Below are 16684 nucleotides of genomic sequence, written 5' to 3'. Positions count from 1 at the left end.
TTTAAAAAGTTCTTTGAAATGCAAAGTATTGGTGCAAAAAAATAGCGGTGTTGGTTGCAACGCATTGTACAACCGCATTTGCGTCAACATCTGTACATTGTTTGTTCATCGCATTTATATGATTTGTTGCTCTTGTCATGTGTTTTAAAAATGTTGCTTGTTGCTTATTCATTTACGCCTTTGATCAATTTTTCCAACGCGGTTAAATGATCGGCAAATGCTTTTTTACCAGCCTTGGTCATGAAATATTTGGTGTTCGGTTTTTTGCCCACAAATGTTTTTTCAACGCCGATGAATTCTTCTTTTTCCAGGCCTTTCAGGTGACTGGCCAGATTACCATCCGTTACATCAAGATACTCCTTGAGTGCATTAAAATCAAGCATATCATTAACAGCCAGCACCGACATGATGCCCAGCCTGATCCTGCTTTCGAACGCCTTATGTAACCGGTTGATTGTATTGTTCATCTTTCGTACCTGTAGTGCATATAAACCCCGTAAACCAAATGGACCAAGCCAAAACCCAGCGCCCAAAACAAGAGCCCGTACCCGGTAAAGTAGGAACTCACCAGGCCCAAAACTATTTGAATAATACCCAAACTCCTTATTTCGCCGTAAGTAAACTTGCTGGCGTTGTACAGCGATAGTCCGTAGAACACCAGCGTAAGCGGTGCCACCAGCGCCACCAGCCCTTTATCCATTAAAATAAAAATGAGGATGCCGCCAGCACCCAGCGGCACGGCCATGTTTACCAGCAACCGCCGCGCAGATGCATTCCAAAAACGTTCGCCACGTTTGCCCGCTTTTTTTACCGACAAAAAAATGGCGGTGCCCACAGCCAGGATGAGGATGGCGACGGCGAGGAAAACAATTTTGGGCAGGTTGGCAAATGAGCCGTAGGTAGCACCATCGGTAAGCGCACCGGGGTTGAAGCGGAATGCCTTGTGGGCAATATAAGCCCCGATCAAAGCATAGATGCCGGCCATGATGAACGACAAACCGGACAGCGACATATACTTGGAAGAACGCTCCATCAGGGAGCGCATTTCCGCTATGTCCCGAATATACTCCTGCTGCTCTTTCATTTAAAAGTACTTTGTGCTTCAAAGTTAAAGGCTAATTTTTTGTTTCGCCAAAACTATTTTTTGCAAATGGTAGCAAAGGGTTGGAAGTAGTGAAGCATTTGAAACGGATCGCTGCGTCCCATTGCGAAGCAACTGTTTTCTTAAGGCATTTCTGCAAAACAGATTTGTTGCAGCAGCGATGTATTGTGGAAGGGGTTTGGATTGTGTCGGTGCAAATCGATCGCTACTATCTGCAAACTTGTACCGATGCAAAAGATGCGAATCTTTTTACATGAATGAATTGCACCAACCGTTGGGCTGATTTTTGTGCATGATGAAATGGTTGCGTGGTACATTTTTGTTAAAGTGCCTTTTGCATTTTTTTGTGCCCGGTATAACATTTATCATGCAACAATTGGTAGTTGTGGCCGCAACACATGTATTTGGCTGTCTATATAAGGCGTGTAACCAGTGCATTTATAATTGTTTACCTAAACGGATAAAACTAAATTGTGTAGCCACATAGCGGGGTAGGGAGTAGTGCTAATTTCTATTTGTTGTAGCCAACACAACCCGGCAGGCATACGGATGTTGCCCGCCGGATTTAAATTATCATGCATGCTATTAGCTGTACTTTCCGGATTTATAGTTGCCTCATTTGTTCCATTCCTGGGCAAGCTGTTGCGTGGTAAATGGTCTTTTCTGCTCACGGCGCTGCCCCTTTGTTTGTTCCTGTATTTTCTCAATTTTATTCCGCAGGTATCGGCAAATAAAGCCGCACTTATTTCATACGAGTGGGTGCCTTCAATGGGCATCAATTTCAACTTCCTGGTAGATGGTTTGTCGCTGCTCTTTGCCTTGATGATCACGGGCATCGGTACGCTGGTATTTTTATACACCTCGGCATACATGAAGGGCGACCGCTACCTCGACCGGTTTTACGGCTACCTCTGCATCTTTATGGGTGCCATGCTGGGCATGGTGCTTTCCGATAATATTTTCACGCTGTTTATTTTTTGGGAACTTACCAGTATCAGTTCGTTTTTCCTCATTGGTTACAATAATGAAAACAGCGACTCGCGGAAGTCGGCGTTGGTATCGCTGGCCATTACTGGCCTGGGCGGGTTCTTTTTGCTCGGCGCCTTTGCCCTCATCGGTAACATCAGCGGCACTTATTCTATTAACGAAATGATTGGTTCCGCCGATGCATTGAAAGGCAACGGGCTGTACCCGGTCATCATTGCATTCCTGTTCATTGGCGCTTTTTCAAAGTCGGCACAATACCCGCTGCATTTTTGGTTGCCCGGTGCGATGAAGGCGCCAACGCCGGTTTCTACCTACCTGCATTCGGCCACGATGGTGAAAGCAGGTATTTACCTGCTGGCACGGTTTACGCCAGTGCTGGGCAATGTGCCTGCATGGAACAATACGCTGATGATCTTCGGGGGCTTTACCATGTTTTATGCGGCGTTTCATTCCATTTTTAAAAGGGACCTCAAGGAAGTACTGGCTTATTCCACCATATCGGCGCTGGGTATGCTGGTGTTTTTAATTGGCCTGGGCACGCCGGATGCTTTGCTGGCTGCCACCGTTTTTATCATTGTGCATGCCTTGTATAAAGCCAGCCTGTTTTTGATCACCGGCATTATTGACCACGAAACCGGCACCCGGGATCTCGCCAAACTTTCTGGCCTGCGCAAAGTAATGATGCCGGTGGCCGTTGCCGGGGCGCTTGCCATGTTGTCTAATTCGGGAATTCCGCCCAGTTTTGGTTTTGTGGGCAAAGACCTGATCTATGCCTCAACGCTTGGCTCGGAGTTGGGCGCCGCACTGGTAACCGGCGTGGCGGTTATTACCAATATTTTGCTCCTGTATTCCAGTATCCTGGCAGGCATCAGGCCCTTTGCTGGCCCGCTGCCCGATGCATATAAAACCGTGCACCTACCCGATTGGCGTATGTGGGTGCCGCCCCTTCTTTTGGGCGTTGGCAGCTTGTTGCTCGGTGTGTTTCCGGGTCTTATTGAAGGCGGCATTGTTGGGCCGGCGCTGCTGTCTATCGATCCTACGGCACCGGCATTTCACCTGCAGTTGTGGCATGGATTCAATGTGGTGTTGGCTTTAAGCGCCGCTACAATTGGCGGTGGTTTGCTGCTGTATTTGCTGTTCAAGCCATCGGTGGGGCAGCCGGCATGGGTGGCAGGTTTGTCAGCATCATCGCCAAAAAACATTGCGGGTTACCTAAGCCGGAAGTTCCGCGAGTTGGCACACCTGTGGACATCGCTGTCTCAAAACGGCTATTTGCGCATATACGTGCTTGTTATTATTTCTTTTCTTACTGTTTTGCTGGCGTATAAATCTTTTACCGAGGTTAAATTTTACGTGGAACTGTCCAAAGTGTCGCCGCTGACATCGGCCGAAATGGTAGTGATGTTCATTCTGGCAGCGGCAGTGATCTATGTGGTGTACACGCCATCGCGGCTGGCAGCAGTTGCGGCCATGGGCGTGATCGGGTATTGTATCTGTCTCATTTTCGTGTTTTACAGCGCACCGGACCTGGCCATGACGCAGTTTGCCATCGACACTTTAACCGTGATCCTTTTTGTGCTGGTGCTGTACCGGTTACCCAAATACATCCATTATTCCAATTGGCTCATCCGGATTCGCGACGGGGTGATTTCTCTGTTTTTTGGAACACTCATTACCATACTGGGCCTCGAGGTATTGAACGAACCCACCAGCAAGGAAACAACCCATTTTTTTGCAGAAAACTCCTACGCACTTGCCAAAGGAAAAAACGTGGTAAACGTGATCCTTGTGGATTTCCGAGGCGTGGATACCATGATTGAAATAACAGTACTGACCATTGCAGCGATGGGCGTGTTTGCCCTATTGAAACTGCAATTAAACAAATACGACCAGGAATTATGAAACACCTGACATTTAGGACGGCAGCCAGTTTTTTGCTGCCCTTGCTGTTGCTGTTTTCCGTGTTCATCCTGCTGCGCGGCCACTACCTGCCGGGCGGCGGCTTTGTGGGCGGCATCATTGCATCCATTGCATTTGTGTTGCATGCGTTTGCATTTGGCCTGGGACAAACACGCAAGCTGCTCCGCATCCGGCCCATGGGGCTGATGCCGGTGGGGCTGGCCCTGGCCGTGTTTGCAGCGGTGTTGCCGCTGTTCCAAGGCCTGCCACTATTAACCGGGCTTTGGCTCAGCAAACCCATCCCCGTAATTGGGCTGGTGGGCAATGCATTGCTGTTCGACCTCGGCGTGTACATCGTAGTGCTGGGCGTGGCGTTAACCATTATTTTTTCGATATCAGAAGCAGTTTAATATGGAGATTATTCTGGCCGTGATTGTGGGGCTCTTGTATGCATCGGGTATTTACCTGATGCTGCGGCGCAGCCTGGTAAAACTGGTGGTGGGACTGGTGCTGTTGGGCAACGGCGTGAACCTGCTTATTTTTTTGTTGGGTGGATTGGTGCGGGGAAAGCCGCCGCTCATTCCGGATACCGCAACCTACCTGGGGCAGGTATACGCCGACCCGGTGCCGCAGGCGCTCATTCTTACCGCCATTGTGATCTCTTTCGGCCTGCAGTCTTTTGCCATCGTACTGATCAAGCGAACGTATGTGGTGGTGAACACCGACGATATGGACCAAATACATTCAACAGAAGAAGATGATGACTATTAACCTGATTATTTTACCGGTACTGCTGCAGTTTTCGCTGGCCATTCTTCTGTTGTTTTTCTGGAGAAGAATTTTCACCCAAAAAATCATCAGCATTGCCGGCAGCATTCTTTCCATCGTCGTGTCGGCATCCCTGTTCAGTGCGGTATATGATGGTGAAATATTAACCATGCAGGCCGGCAACTGGGGGCCGCCTTTTGGCATCACCTTCGTGGCCGATACGTTCAGCGCCACCATGGTGTTGCTGGCCTCTATTTCAGCTGCCGCGGTAACGGTTTTTTCATCGGTTACCATCAAGCGGGCCCGGATGAAATTCGGTTATTTTCCCAGTTTTCATTTTTTGGTGATGGGCCTCAACGGTGCTTTTTTAACCGGCGATATTTTCAATTTATACGTGTGGTTCGAGGTTATTATCATTTCCTCGTTTGTGTTCATTACGCTAGGTGGTAAAAAGGTGCAGATTGAAGGCGCAGTAAAATATTTTACGCTCAACTTCCTGGCCTCGATGATTTTTTTAACGGCCATTGCCGTGTTGTATGGCTTGGCAGGAAGCCTCAATATGGCCGATCTGGCGGGTAAAATAAAGACCATCCAGAACCAGGGCCTGGTGCAGGTTACAGCCATTCTGTTCCTGGTGGGGTTTGGCATTAAATCGGCCATGTTTCCGCTCTATTTCTGGCTGCCCGATTCGTACCACACACCACAGGCTGCGATCTCGTCCATCTTTGCGGGGCTGCTTACAAAGGTGGGCATCTATGCATTGCTGCGGGTATTCAGTTTGATCTTTATTCCCGATGCATTTATGAAATCGCTGATCGTGATACTGGCAGCAATGACGCTGATCAGCGGCGGGCTGGGTGCAGTGGTGCAAACCAATATGCGCAAGATGTTTTCTTACCTCATCGTGTGCCATATTGGCTATATGATTGGTGGCCTGGGTATGTTTACTGTTGCCGCGTTATCGGGTGCTGTTTTTTACCTCATTCACGACATCATCATCAAAACAAATTTGTTCCTCGTTGGCGGGTTGGTGTATAAAATAAGCGGTGAGCTGAATATGAAACGCATGGGTGGCATTTATGCCAACTACCCACTATTGTCGCTGCTGATTGCAGTGCCGCTGTTTTCGCTGATTGGTGTGCCGCCGCTGTCCGGTTTTTGGCCCAAAATCAACCTGTTTAGCGAAAGCTTCACTACCGCCAACTATTTCCTGCTGGGCAGCTTCATTTTTGGCAGCATCATTACTTTGTCTGTACTGGCCCGTTTTTGGTCCGAAGCGTTTTGGAAAAAATGGGAGCACCCGGTGCGCAAGCCCCACATTCGGTATTACGATCAGATGCCGCAGAGTGAAAGGGCCATGCTGATCATCCCGATCCTGTTTCTCAGTTTTATTTCGTTGTACATGGGGCTGGGTGCTGAAAATATTTTTCGCTTGTCGAACCAGATCGCATCGGAACTGATCGACACCTCTGCATATATCAATGCTGTATTGGGCAGTGTAACCACAAACGTAACGCCATGATGCAGAAAAGATTTTTACTTAATGTAATGCTTACCCTGGTTTGGATTGCCATCACGGGCACGTTTACGTACCTCAATTTCCTCCTGGGTTTTGCCATCAGTTATTTTATTCTTTGGATCATCAGCCGCAACAGCGATGACAAACGCTATTTCACGATTGCGTTCAAAGTGCTGGGTTTTTTCTTTTTCTTTTTGTACGAGATGCTGAAGGCCAACTGGCAGGTGGCTTACGAAGTAATGACCTCCAACCTGCACATGAAGCCGGGTATTGTGAAAATAGAACTGGATGCAAAAACCGACCTGGAAATAACGATGCTGTCCAACCTTATTTCGCTAACGCCGGGCACGCTGGTGGTGGATGTTTCCGACGACAGACGGGTAATGTATGTGCACGGTATGTACCTCGAAGACCGGGAGAAGTTTATTGAATCAATCAAGCTGCGACTCGAAAGGCCGTTGCTCAACATAATGCGGTGATCATGAGTTTATACAATTATCTGCTTTATTTTATTTTGCCGGTGCTGTCGCTTTCCACTGTGTTTGTGTTCATCCGGTTTTTAAAAGGCCCCAGCATTGTGGATCGCGTGGTGTCGCTTGATTTGCTCGTCAATATTGGCCTGGGTTCTATTGCCGTGTACAGCGTGCTCACGGAGCAGGGCACTTTCCTCGATATTGCCATGGTTGTAGCACTCATTGGGTTTTTGTCTACGGTGGCTTTTTCTTATTACCTGGAAAAAAGAAGAAACAATGATTGACATCCTCATCATGATATTTTCCGGTATCGGCGCCATTGCCATTTTGCTCGCATCGATCGGGATGCTGCGCATGCCGGATTTGTATTTACGCCTTTCAGTAACCACTAAAGCTGCCACGTTAGGTGTGGGTTTGATCCTGATTGGCGCGGCATTTTATTTTCAAAACGTGGGTGTTACCTCACGGGTATTGGCCATTATATTTTTCATTACGGTTACGGCGCCGGTAAGCGCCCAACTCATTGGCCGTGCCGCGTATTTGATCAAAACAAAAATGTGGGAGCACACCGTCACCGACGAATTGGAAGGCATGTACGACAGCTCAAACGGCTCACTGCATGGCATTGAAACGTCGGATGAAAAGGATGCGCAGATCATACAAGATTAGCTTATTTGAACTATCGATTTTTAAAGCTTAAGATATCGAAGGGTGAACTACTTGTGGGCAAACGAAAATTATAGATGCGCTATCAATAAAAAATTAAAATCTTAGTGTACTGGCATCAATGCTGAATAGAGTCATACTGTCGTTCATCACAATAGCACCACAGCTTAATCAGGGAACCGACTCGAATTCAGGCTGCCATTTGATTTCGGCCTGCTTGCTTTTACTTTTTTGCAGGAGCAATATAGTAAAAGCAACAACTAGATCTTTGTAGGACAAAGTGCCATCACACACACAAACAAACGTACTTTCTAAACATGCACCAATGCAGTTCACCTGCATACCACAAAATCTCCACTGCCTTCATTTCATGCAAATGCTTTCTTACCTTAATGCAGTCAACTAAATTGCTGCCATATGGTCTTGCGTTTGCTGCGGGTGCTCCTTTTATCCCTGTTTTCCCATATTTCGACACATGCTCAGGATGCCGCTTTGGATATTATGCAGCAACCCTGGCAGGCCCAGTGGGTCACCGGCCCCGGCACACCCATCAACCGCTGGAATGCACACATGGATGTGAGTCTGAAGGATTATGGTGTTTATAAGTTTCGAAAGACTATTGATTTGGCCGAACGGCCTGCTTCTTTTGTGGTGCATGTTTCGGCTGACAACCGGTATAAACTTTTTGTAAACGGAACGCAGGTAAGCCAGGGCCCGGCACGTGGCGATCTGTATTACTGGAACTTTGAAACCATCGACCTGGCGCCCTACCTGCACCAGGGGAAAAATACTATTGCTGCACTTGTATGGAATGAAGGCAAGCTAAAACCCGAAGCGCAAATCTCTTACCTCACGGGTTTCATCATGCAGGGTGCCACACCAGATGCAGAAATACTCAACACAAACAAAACCTGGAAAGCCATTAAGGACAGCAGCTACCAGCCGCTTGGCGTAAAAGTAATGGGCTATTACGTGGCTGGCCCCGCCGAACTGGTGCAGATGGCGCAGCATGTAAAAGGCTGGATGAATGAAACCTACAACGATGCGACGTGGGCAGCTGCCCGTGAAATAGGTCAGGGCCTTACCAAAGATGCGTCGGTGGATGCAAGGGGATGGATGCTGGTGCCTTCGCCGCTGCCGCAAATGGAAATGAAAGTGCAGCGACTGGCCGCACTTCGTCGGGCCGAAGGCGTGCAGGTGCCTAACGGTTTTCCAGCTACAAAAACGGCTGTAACTATCCCGCCCAACACCAGCGCTACGCTTTTACTCGACCAGGGTTTTTTGACCAATGCTTACCCTACATTGCAGTTTAGTGGCGGGCGGGGTGCCGGCATTTCTATGGCTTATGCCGAAGGTCTTTATGTACACAAAAACGAGAAGATTGATGGCCCTTCGTTACCAATGTTGCCGAAGGAAAACCGCAATGAAGTGGCCGGCAAAATTTTCATTGGTAAAAAGGACAGCGTCATTTCGGATGGTACTAACGGGCAGGAGTACACGCCGTTGTGGTGGCGCACATATCGCTATCTGCAAATTAAGATCACGACGCTTGCCGAGCCCTTGGTGCTGGAAGATATTTGGGGCACGGCCACCGGTTATCCGTTTCAATACAATGCAAAGCTGGAAGGGGTAGGAGCGGAGCTGCAACAAATGATGGACATTGGCTGGCGCACCGCAAGGCTTTGTGCATTTGAAACATACATGGATTGCCCTTACTACGAGCAGTTGCAATACATTGGCGATGCCCGCATCCAGGCGCTGGTTTCTTTTTACAACAGCGGCGATGATCGCCTTGGCCGTTATGCTATTAACCTCATGGACCGTTCGCGGCTGGCGGAGGGCATTACATTGAGCCGGTATCCAACGGACCTGCACCAGCAGATTCCTACTTTTTCGCTGTGGTGGATCGGCATGTTGCACGATTACTGGACGTACCGGCCCGATGCCAATTTCATCCGTGAAAAACTACCCGGTGCCCGGCAGGTGATTCATTTTTTTGAACGCTACCAGGGAGTCGATGGCTCGCTGAAAAATGTGCCGTATTGGAATTTTACCGATTGGGTGCGTGGCGAAAAAGCATGGAATTATGGCATGGCGCCGGTAGGCAAAAGGGGCGAATCGGCGGTGCTGGACCTACACCTGTTGTGGACTTATCAATTGGCCGCAGCAATGGAAGCAAAGCTGGGCCTGGCGGACCTTTCACGGTTGTATGCAGCAAAAGCAGCACAGTTGAAAAAGACCATTCAACAAAAATATTGGCACAGCGGCCGGGGGCTTTTTGCCGATACGGAAAGTAAAGACCTTTTTTCGCAACATGCCAATGCACTAGCCATTCTTTCGGGTATGGTTGCCGGGCCCGAAGCCATAGCAGTGGCCCGCAAAATGTTGGCCGATACTTCATTGGCACAGGCCTCCATTTACTTCAAATATTATGTGCACCAGGCGTCGGTAAAAGCGGGCCTCGGTGCCCGGTATCTTTCGTGGTTGGATATTTGGCGCGAAAACATGGCGCAGGGCCTCACCACCTGGGCCGAAACATCGGATGTAAGCACCACCCGCTCCGATTGTCATGCGTGGGGCTCCAGTCCGAACATCGAGTTGTTTCGCACCGTACTGGGCATCGACAGCGATGCGCCGGGTTTTGCCCGGGTAAAAATAGAGCCGTATTTAGGTGCCATCCAAAACATCAGCGGCGAAATGCCACACCCTGATGGCAGTGTTTCGGTGCAATATAAAACCATAAGTAAAACGGTGCAGGCCACCATCATGCTACCAGCGCAGGTAATGGGGAGGTTTGTATGGAAAGGAAAAAGCTATGCTTTAAAAGGTGGAAAAAATGTATTGAATGTGCCTTTGTAGTTCACTAATGCTTTTGCCGTCCCATGAGCTGGTTGTAGGATTTATATAGGTTATTTAACCCCATTTTGCGACAGGTTAATTTTAAATCATCTTAATCTTGCAGGCGCAGATTGAATAGGGCAGTGCAACCAATTGCTCAACAAATATGTTCATTGCCTAGACCGCAGCCAAGCTTTTGTCGCACACTGCTCTCATTCACTGGAAAATTTGTATTTTCTCAAGCCAAAAGTGGCCCCGATTGCCAAATCATCTTTGATTTAATATTAGCTATATGCCCTTATACAAACTTCAAATTAATGGACAAACACACGAGGTGGACGTAGATGCCGATACGCCCCTGCTGTGGGTGCTGCGCGACAACCTGAACCTGGTAGGTACCAAGTACGGATGCGGCGTAGCACAATGCGGCGCCTGCACGGTTCATTTCAATGGCTCGGCCACCCGCTCTTGCGTGTTGCCGGTAAGCGCTATTGGCAACTCCAAAATCACCACCATCGAAGGTTTGTCGGTCAATGGCGACCACCCGTTGCAACAGGCATGGGATGAAGTGGACGTGGCCCAATGCGGCTATTGCCAGGCCGGACAGATCATGTCGGCGGCAGCCCTGCTGCAGCAAAAGCCAAAGCCCACCATGGAGGAAATTGACCGCACCATGCAAGGCAATATTTGCCGCTGCGGCGCTTACCACCGCATTCGTGAAGCCATCAAATTAGCCAGCACAAAAGCATAAATATGTCAACTGTAAATAAAAGCAGGAGAGCCTTTTTAAGAACCTCCTTATTGACCACCGGCGGATTGATGTTGGGCGTCAACTGGCTCAGCGCCGAAGCGGCCCCGGCCATTATCGGCAATGCATCCGGCGCCGCATCGGGGCTAGGTTTTAATAGCTTTTTGTCCATCGCCACCGATGGTACCATCACCATTTTTTCGCCCAACCCCGAGTTGGGCCAAAACATCCTGACCTCGTTTCCTATGATCGTGGCGGAAGAACTGGATGCCGACTGGAAAAAAGTAAAAGTGGTGCAGGCTGCACTCGACACCAAAGCCTTCGACCGGCAGGTAACCGGCGGCAGCGGTGCCGTGCCGCACTCCTGGAAATTGCTGCGCAATGCAGGCGCCACTGCCCGCCACATGCTGGTGCAGGCTGCTGCGCAAAAATGGGGCGTGGCGGTTGATGAATGCACCACCGGCGAAGGGTTTGTAGTGCACAGCAAAACGGGCCGCAAACTGGGTTATGGCGAACTTGCCGAAGATGCCGCCAAACTACCCGTGCCTAAGGATGTGCCGCTGAAAGACCGCAAAGATTTTAAACTCATTGGCAAGGCTGTTAAGAACGTTGCTAACAAAGATATCACCACCGGCAAGCCCTTGTTTGGCCTCGATTTTCACCGCGATGGAATGGTGCTGGCCATGTTGCAGCGTCCGCCTGCGTTTGGCACCAAAATCAAATCGGTAGATGATGCCGCAGCCAAAGCGGTGCCCGGCATCACGCATGTGGTCAGGTTTGGCAATAATGTGGCCGTTGTAGGTAAATCTACCTGGGCCATCATCAAAGCCCGCAGGCTGCTGAACGTGGCGTATGAAAAAGATGGCGCACTGGAAAGCAGCGAAGACCACGACCGCCTGTTCAAAACCCTGTTGGATTCGGATAAGGCAACGGTGCGTCGCAAAGATGGCGATGTGGCAACTGCTTTCAGTACTGCTGCAAAGGTCGTTCGCGCCGAATACCAGTGCCCGTTCATTGCGCACAGCCCCATGGAGCCGATGAACTTTTTTGCGCATGTACGGGAAGACGGCGTTGAGCTGGTTGGCCCCACGCAAACACCCGGTGCGGCCCGTACGGCCGTTTCGAAATTGCTGAACGTCCCCGAAGAAAAAATTACCGTTGAAATGACCCGCCTGGGTGGTGGCTTTGGCCGCCGCCTCAAAACCGATTATGTAACCGAAGCCGCCGAACTATCGAGCATTATTAAAGCGCCGGTAAAATTGATCTGGTCAAGGGAAGATGATATGACCGGCGGCAGCTACCGGCCTGCGGTGCGCTACCGCTTTGAGGCAGCGCTGGACGCCAGCGGCAACATGATTGGCTATAAACTCAGGGGCGTAGGCATCAATTCGGGCAACCCTACACGGGAAGATAATTTTCCATCGGGTGCCGTGCCCCACCTGTTGATCGATTCGGTGGAACATGCATCGCCCATCACTACCGGTGCATGGCGTGCACCCATCACCAATTTCCTGGCCTTTGCGGAGCAATCCTTTTTGGATGAAGTAGCGCAGGCAGCAAAAAAAGACCCGATTGTATTCAGGTTGGAGTTATTGGAAAAAGCAAAGACCGCCCCGGTTGGTGCCATCAAATACGACATTGACCGCATGATTGGCGTTACCAAACTGGTTGCCGAAAAATCGGCTTGGGGTACCAAAAAAGGAGTAGGACAGGGCTTCAGTGTGTACTTCTCGCACCGGTCCTATGTGGCGCAGGTAGCTGATGTTGTCATGCAAAACGGCAAGCCGGTTGTCAAAAAAATCTACGCTGCATCTGATTGCGGACAGGTGGTCAACCTAAGCGGTGCCCGCCAGCAGGTGATGGGTGGCATTGTGGATGGCCTGGGCCATGCCATGTACAGCAAGCTTACGTTTAAAGACGGCGCGCCGCAGGAAAATAACTTTGGCAGCTACCGCCTCATCCGCATGACGGAGATACCCGAGATCGAAACCTATTTTGTAGACAACGGTATTGATCCAACCGGCTTGGGCGAACCGGCATTGCCACCAACCGGTGGCGCCGTGGGCAACGCTATCTTCAAAGCCTCGGGGCAGCGCCTGCGCAGCCAACCATTTGTGGATGATGCCATTTTTAATGGCAAACCGGCAGGTGTGAATAAGACTGCACGGCCGGCATAATAGTATTATTTTTAGAAAGCAACGATTTATAAACCTTAATAAAAAATCCCGCATGTCCAATGCGGGATTTTTTTATGTGCAAACAGTTGCAACCAACCGTTATCCTTTTACGAGAAACCTTTTGTTTGTCATGCTGAGCGCAGCCAAGCATCTGAGTATTGTAGTAATAAAATCTTGATTAAAAAGAGCAAGCTCATTTTTTCTTCAAAATTTCTGCAGGTGCAGGCTCAGATCCTTCGCTGCGCTCAGGATGACAGGAGCAAAAGCATACTTGACAGGCAAAGTGCATTACAAATAAAAAGTATAATTCCGAAGGTATTGTAGGACACTTTTCAAAATCAGCATCTGTCATGCCGAACTTGTTTCGGCATCCCCACATCTGGCGGAGTTAATCACAGCACAAGGAGATGCCGAAACAAGTTCGGCATGACAACCCTAAGGGGGATGATGCTTTCCCAAACACACCAGTTTTAGCCAATAAAACAAAAGACAAAATAAATGAGGCGACCATAATTTACCGGTGTATACCAACATGTAACGCCAACCCATAACCGAAAATGTGCAACCATCTAATTACTTGCCAGCGCCTTTTTAAGCAACGCCTCAATCTCGTGGTTATGATGTGTTTCGGGGTTGCTTTTTAGCCGTTGCTCCAACTCCTGCAATGCTTTGATGGATTCAGCCGATTTGATGGCGCCTAGCCGCTTAATAGTAAACGGTAAGATATGGGGCACCTTGGCTTTTGCGGCAACATCGGCAGCACGGGTTACATTGGTGGGCACAGCCGGTTCAAAAGCGTACCACAGCATCAGCGGCAGGTTATGGTCGGCTTTGTCTTCCGCTTTTTGCAACAAGGCTTCCAATACTTCCCAGCGTTGTTCCACCGCAGTGCGCTGCATGGCCGATGCCAGGTACAGGCGCACCAGCGCCGATGTATCTTCTTTGGCCATTGTTGCAAACCGCTGGAGTGCTGCTGGTGACAGTGCTTCGTTCTCTGCTAGCAGTTGAATGGCCCAACTCCGCATGTATTCATTTTCGTGATCCAGCAGTTGTAACACTTCTGCTTCCTTCAGGCCATTGGTTACATGCAGCGTCCAAAGTGCCCGCAGCTTACGGGTCACGTCCGGATTGTTGTGCAAAATTTCTTTCAATGCCTTGTGCACTTTCTTATTGCCGCCGCGTTCCTGCAATTTCAGCCGCGCATTGCGTACGTACCATTCGTTGGGATGCAGGTGATAGGCCACCAACTCTTTATCCGATGCTTTGGTCAGATCAACCTTTACCCATTTGTCGGTTTCGTGGCTGATGCGGAAAATGCGGCCCATCGTTTTCTGGTGCACATCGGGATTGGAACTGTGGCATTGGTTCTTGTCGTACCAGTCAATAGCGTACACCGAGCCGCTCGGTCCATACCTGAAGTTGAGCCACTGCGACCAGGTATCATTGGTCAGTAAAAAGTCCTCGCCATGGTGGGCCACATACCCCGAACCTTTGCGCACCGGCCGGTCCATATTTACCCGGCTGCCATGTATGTTGTTCATGAAAATATTGTTGCGGTATTCTTTGGGCCAAAGCTCGCTACCCAGGTAAATCATGGCACCCGCATGGGCATGCCCGCCACCGGCTGCATTCGATCGGAAGTTGCCTGCATGCGGCCCACGATCGCCCACCCAATGCACATGGTCGCCCACCTGCTTGATGTCGTCGTACGTGTAGGTGTTAAAATGTTCGCCCGCCTGGCGTTGGTAGCGGGCACCCTGGATGGTTTGAAACATATGCGGGATCACGCAAACAGTGATGAACGAATGGCCATAATCGTTGAAATCAATACCCCAGGGGTTGCTGGTTCCTTCAGAAAATAGTTCAAACTTTTTAGCCGTGGGATGATAGCGCCAAACACCAGCGTTTAGTTTTACCCGCTCGCCATCCGGTGCGCCGGGGCGGCCAACATTGGAGTGGGTAAACACACCATGCGTGCCATACAACCAGCCGTCGGGTCCCCAGCGAAAGTTGTTCAGGATTTCGTGGGTGTCTTCCAGCCCAAATCCATCGAGCACCACTTGCGGCGGCCCGGCAGGTTTGTCCCCTTTTTTATCAACCGGGATAAACAACAGGTGCGGCGCCGATCCCAGCCACACGCCACCCATGCCTACCTCAATGGCGCTGATCAGGTTGAGGCCTTCCATAAACACTTTCCTGTTATCCAGGGTGCCGTTGCCGTCGGTGTCTTCAAAAATCAGGATGCGGTCCTTGCCGCCGCCTTCCGGGGCCCGCACGGGGTAGGTATGGGCTTCGGCCACCCACAGCCGCCCCCTGGCATCAATGGTAAACGAAATGGGCCGTATAATATCGGGTTCGGATGCAGCCAACGTAACCGAAAATCCAGCCTTCGCCGTCATGCTTTTGGCTGCCTGCTGCGCCGATAGTCCTGCATGCACAATGGGATCAAGCGGCGGCAAAATAATGATGTCTTCTTTTTTCAATTCATTCGGAAAATCGGGGCGGGTGGCGTAAAAAAGAAAGTCGTCGAAATTAATGTGTGCCCAGGTATCATCACCGATGTATGGGATCTGCGAAATGCCGGTTTCGTTGTCAATAATGCGGATAAATATTTCCTTATTCAGGTGCGCCGAAAGGTCCACCACCACGGGTTGCAGCGTAGCCCGACCCGAGCCCGTGATCTGGAAAATCACTTCCTTGTTGTCGGCACGCACCAGTTCCACGCGGGTATCCTGCAAGGCGCCGCCCGATACTTTAAATGCAGCAAACGGATGCGTGACGGTAAAGGGCGCCGATGTGAGTGTGCCGGTTTGCTTATAGTTTTTGGTGCCGCCGCTGGTCAGAAAATAGTTGCCCGAAAAACCAATCTTCATGTCTTTTTCGTGTACCGGCGATGGCTCGGCGCTGATCAATGCATTGTTGAATGCTGAGCCGGTTGCGGTCCAGTCCTGCAGGTTGCCCGATTCAAAATTCAGGTTCAGGTCTTTGCCCTCTGCTTTGGGCCTGATACCGCTTACCGTGTTGCCATCAGTAATGGGGCCTTCCACTACTTCAAATTTGCCCACCATACCTGCCTGCCGGTGCCCCGGAATGGTGCAGAAATAAGTATCGCTTTGCAGCGCCTGGAATACAATGCTGGTAGTGCTGCCTTTTTCCACCAGCACCTTGCTTTTTACGCCCATCTTTTCCAGGGCAATATCGTGGGTCATCGTTTCGCCGTTCACAATGGTGATGCGCACCGATTCGCCGCTTTGCGCTTTCAATACCGGGTTGCGGGTGCCATCGGTGCCAAAGTAGCCCAGCATGGTGGCTTGCAGCGTATAATCGCGGTCGTATTCTTTTGCTTTGGCAGTTTTTGCGGTAGCATTTTTGGCTTGTTGGCTAAATGCTGCAGGGTGCAGCACCATGGCAAAAAACAGGCAGATTAAAAGACGATAGAAGGGCATACAATCGTGTGGTTTATTCGTGTAATGATTGGTTGGTTTCGGGTATTGAATTGGTTGCATT

The 16684-nt window shown here is 49.9% G+C and carries 14 protein-coding genes; 10 read left to right on the top strand and 4 right to left on the bottom strand.

What is annotated here, in order from left to right:
• Position 1: 1 nt before the first annotated feature.
• From DRJ53_RS21270 to DRJ53_RS08245, 3 genes are read right to left on the bottom strand one after another with little or no spacing between them, the layout of a single operon-like run.
• Complete coding sequence (locus DRJ53_RS21270) at positions 2 to 172, bottom strand: hypothetical protein (protein ID WP_155523202.1); 171 nt, start codon at positions 170 to 172, stop codon at positions 2 to 4.
• Entirely contained in the window at positions 165 to 467 is a 303-nt protein-coding gene (locus DRJ53_RS08250) for a winged helix-turn-helix domain-containing protein (protein WP_114235135.1), read from the bottom strand. The genes DRJ53_RS21270 and DRJ53_RS08250 overlap by 8 nt, the downstream gene beginning before the upstream one ends.
• A complete protein-coding gene (locus DRJ53_RS08245) occupies positions 464 to 1084 on the bottom strand; it encodes a hypothetical protein (RefSeq protein WP_114235134.1) in 621 nt (206 codons plus the stop codon). Before DRJ53_RS08245 ends, DRJ53_RS08250 begins: the two co-directional genes overlap by 4 nt.
• A 597-nt stretch (positions 1085 to 1681) precedes the next feature.
• Here DRJ53_RS08245 and DRJ53_RS08235 point away from each other — a divergent pair.
• From DRJ53_RS08235 to DRJ53_RS08190, 10 genes are all read left to right on the top strand, one after another.
• Complete coding sequence (locus DRJ53_RS08235) at positions 1682 to 3991, top strand: putative monovalent cation/H+ antiporter subunit A (RefSeq protein WP_114235291.1); 2310 nt, start codon at positions 1682 to 1684, stop codon at positions 3989 to 3991.
• On the top strand, positions 3988 to 4398 hold the full coding sequence (locus DRJ53_RS08230; RefSeq protein WP_114235132.1) for a Na+/H+ antiporter subunit B: 411 nt from the start codon (positions 3988 to 3990) through the stop codon (positions 4396 to 4398). The genes DRJ53_RS08235 and DRJ53_RS08230 overlap by 4 nt, the downstream gene beginning before the upstream one ends.
• A gap of 1 nt (position 4399) precedes the next feature.
• Positions 4400 to 4759 carry a Na+/H+ antiporter subunit C gene (locus DRJ53_RS08225; protein ID WP_114235131.1) on the top strand — a complete coding sequence of 120 codons (360 nt, stop codon included), beginning with the start codon at positions 4400 to 4402 and terminating at the stop codon, positions 4757 to 4759.
• Positions 4746 to 6278: a proton-conducting transporter transmembrane domain-containing protein gene (locus DRJ53_RS08220; RefSeq protein WP_206609739.1), complete on the top strand. Its 1533-nt coding sequence runs from the start codon at positions 4746 to 4748 to the stop codon at positions 6276 to 6278. The genes DRJ53_RS08225 and DRJ53_RS08220 overlap by 14 nt, the downstream gene beginning before the upstream one ends.
• The gene (locus DRJ53_RS08215; protein WP_204743370.1) at positions 6275 to 6754 is read left to right on the top strand and encodes a Na+/H+ antiporter subunit E; all 480 of its coding nucleotides are present in this window, start codon (positions 6275 to 6277) and stop codon (positions 6752 to 6754) included. The genes DRJ53_RS08220 and DRJ53_RS08215 overlap by 4 nt, the downstream gene beginning before the upstream one ends.
• Before the next feature lie 2 nt (positions 6755 to 6756).
• Complete coding sequence (locus DRJ53_RS08210) at positions 6757 to 7032, top strand: cation:proton antiporter (protein ID WP_114235129.1); 276 nt, start codon at positions 6757 to 6759, stop codon at positions 7030 to 7032.
• The gene (mnhG, locus tag DRJ53_RS08205) at positions 7025 to 7417 is read left to right on the top strand and encodes a monovalent cation/H(+) antiporter subunit G (RefSeq protein ID WP_114235128.1); all 393 of its coding nucleotides are present in this window, start codon (positions 7025 to 7027) and stop codon (positions 7415 to 7417) included. Before DRJ53_RS08210 ends, mnhG begins: the two co-directional genes overlap by 8 nt.
• Positions 7418 to 7831: 414 nt before the next feature.
• Positions 7832 to 10273: an alpha-L-rhamnosidase-related protein gene (locus DRJ53_RS08200; protein WP_114235127.1), complete on the top strand. Its 2442-nt coding sequence runs from the start codon at positions 7832 to 7834 to the stop codon at positions 10271 to 10273.
• A 271-nt stretch (positions 10274 to 10544) separates the two neighbouring features.
• A complete protein-coding gene (locus DRJ53_RS08195) occupies positions 10545 to 11003 on the top strand; it encodes a (2Fe-2S)-binding protein (protein ID WP_114235126.1) in 459 nt (152 codons plus the stop codon).
• A gap of 2 nt (positions 11004 to 11005) precedes the next feature.
• The gene (locus tag DRJ53_RS08190) at positions 11006 to 13177 is read left to right on the top strand and encodes a xanthine dehydrogenase family protein molybdopterin-binding subunit (RefSeq protein ID WP_114235125.1); all 2172 of its coding nucleotides are present in this window, start codon (positions 11006 to 11008) and stop codon (positions 13175 to 13177) included.
• Between the two features lie 569 nt (positions 13178 to 13746).
• Here the strand turns inward: DRJ53_RS08190 and DRJ53_RS08185 are convergent.
• A complete protein-coding gene (locus DRJ53_RS08185; protein WP_114235124.1) occupies positions 13747 to 16623 on the bottom strand; it encodes a PVC-type heme-binding CxxCH protein in 2877 nt (958 codons plus the stop codon).
• Positions 16624 to 16684 lie beyond the last annotated feature (61 nt).

This window comes from Paracnuella aquatica, assembly GCF_003332885.2.
GTDB classification, from domain to species: Bacteria; Bacteroidota; Bacteroidia; order Chitinophagales; family Chitinophagaceae; genus Flavisolibacter; species Flavisolibacter aquaticus.
Note: the sequence above shows the minus strand (reverse complement) of the source record. Positions and strands in the feature narration are given on the sequence as shown.

Excerpts from the sequence above, each read along its gene's own strand:
- DRJ53_RS08210 (WP_114235129.1), top strand. The coding sequence starts at position 6,757 with ATGAGTTTATACAATTATCTGCTTTATTTTATTTTGCCGGTGCTGTCG.
- DRJ53_RS08230 (WP_114235132.1), top strand. The coding sequence starts at position 3,988 with ATGAAACACCTGACATTTAGGACGGCAGCCAGTTTTTTGCTGCCCTTG.
- DRJ53_RS08195 (WP_114235126.1), top strand. The coding sequence starts at position 10,545 with ATGCCCTTATACAAACTTCAAATTAATGGACAAACACACGAGGTGGAC.
- DRJ53_RS08185 (WP_114235124.1), bottom strand. The coding sequence starts at position 16,623 with ATGCCCTTCTATCGTCTTTTAATCTGCCTGTTTTTTGCCATGGTGCTG.
- DRJ53_RS08225 (WP_114235131.1), top strand. The coding sequence starts at position 4,400 with ATGGAGATTATTCTGGCCGTGATTGTGGGGCTCTTGTATGCATCGGGT.
- DRJ53_RS08200 (WP_114235127.1), top strand. The coding sequence starts at position 7,832 with ATGGTCTTGCGTTTGCTGCGGGTGCTCCTTTTATCCCTGTTTTCCCAT.
- DRJ53_RS21270 (WP_155523202.1), bottom strand. The coding sequence starts at position 172 with ATGAATAAGCAACAAGCAACATTTTTAAAACACATGACAAGAGCAACA.
- DRJ53_RS08245 (WP_114235134.1), bottom strand. The coding sequence starts at position 1,084 with ATGAAAGAGCAGCAGGAGTATATTCGGGACATAGCGGAAATGCGCTCC.
- mnhG (WP_114235128.1), top strand. The coding sequence starts at position 7,025 with ATGATTGACATCCTCATCATGATATTTTCCGGTATCGGCGCCATTGCC.
- DRJ53_RS08190 (WP_114235125.1), top strand. The coding sequence starts at position 11,006 with ATGTCAACTGTAAATAAAAGCAGGAGAGCCTTTTTAAGAACCTCCTTA.
- DRJ53_RS08215 (WP_204743370.1), top strand. The coding sequence starts at position 6,275 with ATGATGCAGAAAAGATTTTTACTTAATGTAATGCTTACCCTGGTTTGG.
- DRJ53_RS08220 (WP_206609739.1), top strand. The coding sequence starts at position 4,746 with ATGATGACTATTAACCTGATTATTTTACCGGTACTGCTGCAGTTTTCG.
- DRJ53_RS08235 (WP_114235291.1), top strand. The coding sequence starts at position 1,682 with ATGCTATTAGCTGTACTTTCCGGATTTATAGTTGCCTCATTTGTTCCA.
- DRJ53_RS08250 (WP_114235135.1), bottom strand. The coding sequence starts at position 467 with ATGAACAATACAATCAACCGGTTACATAAGGCGTTCGAAAGCAGGATC.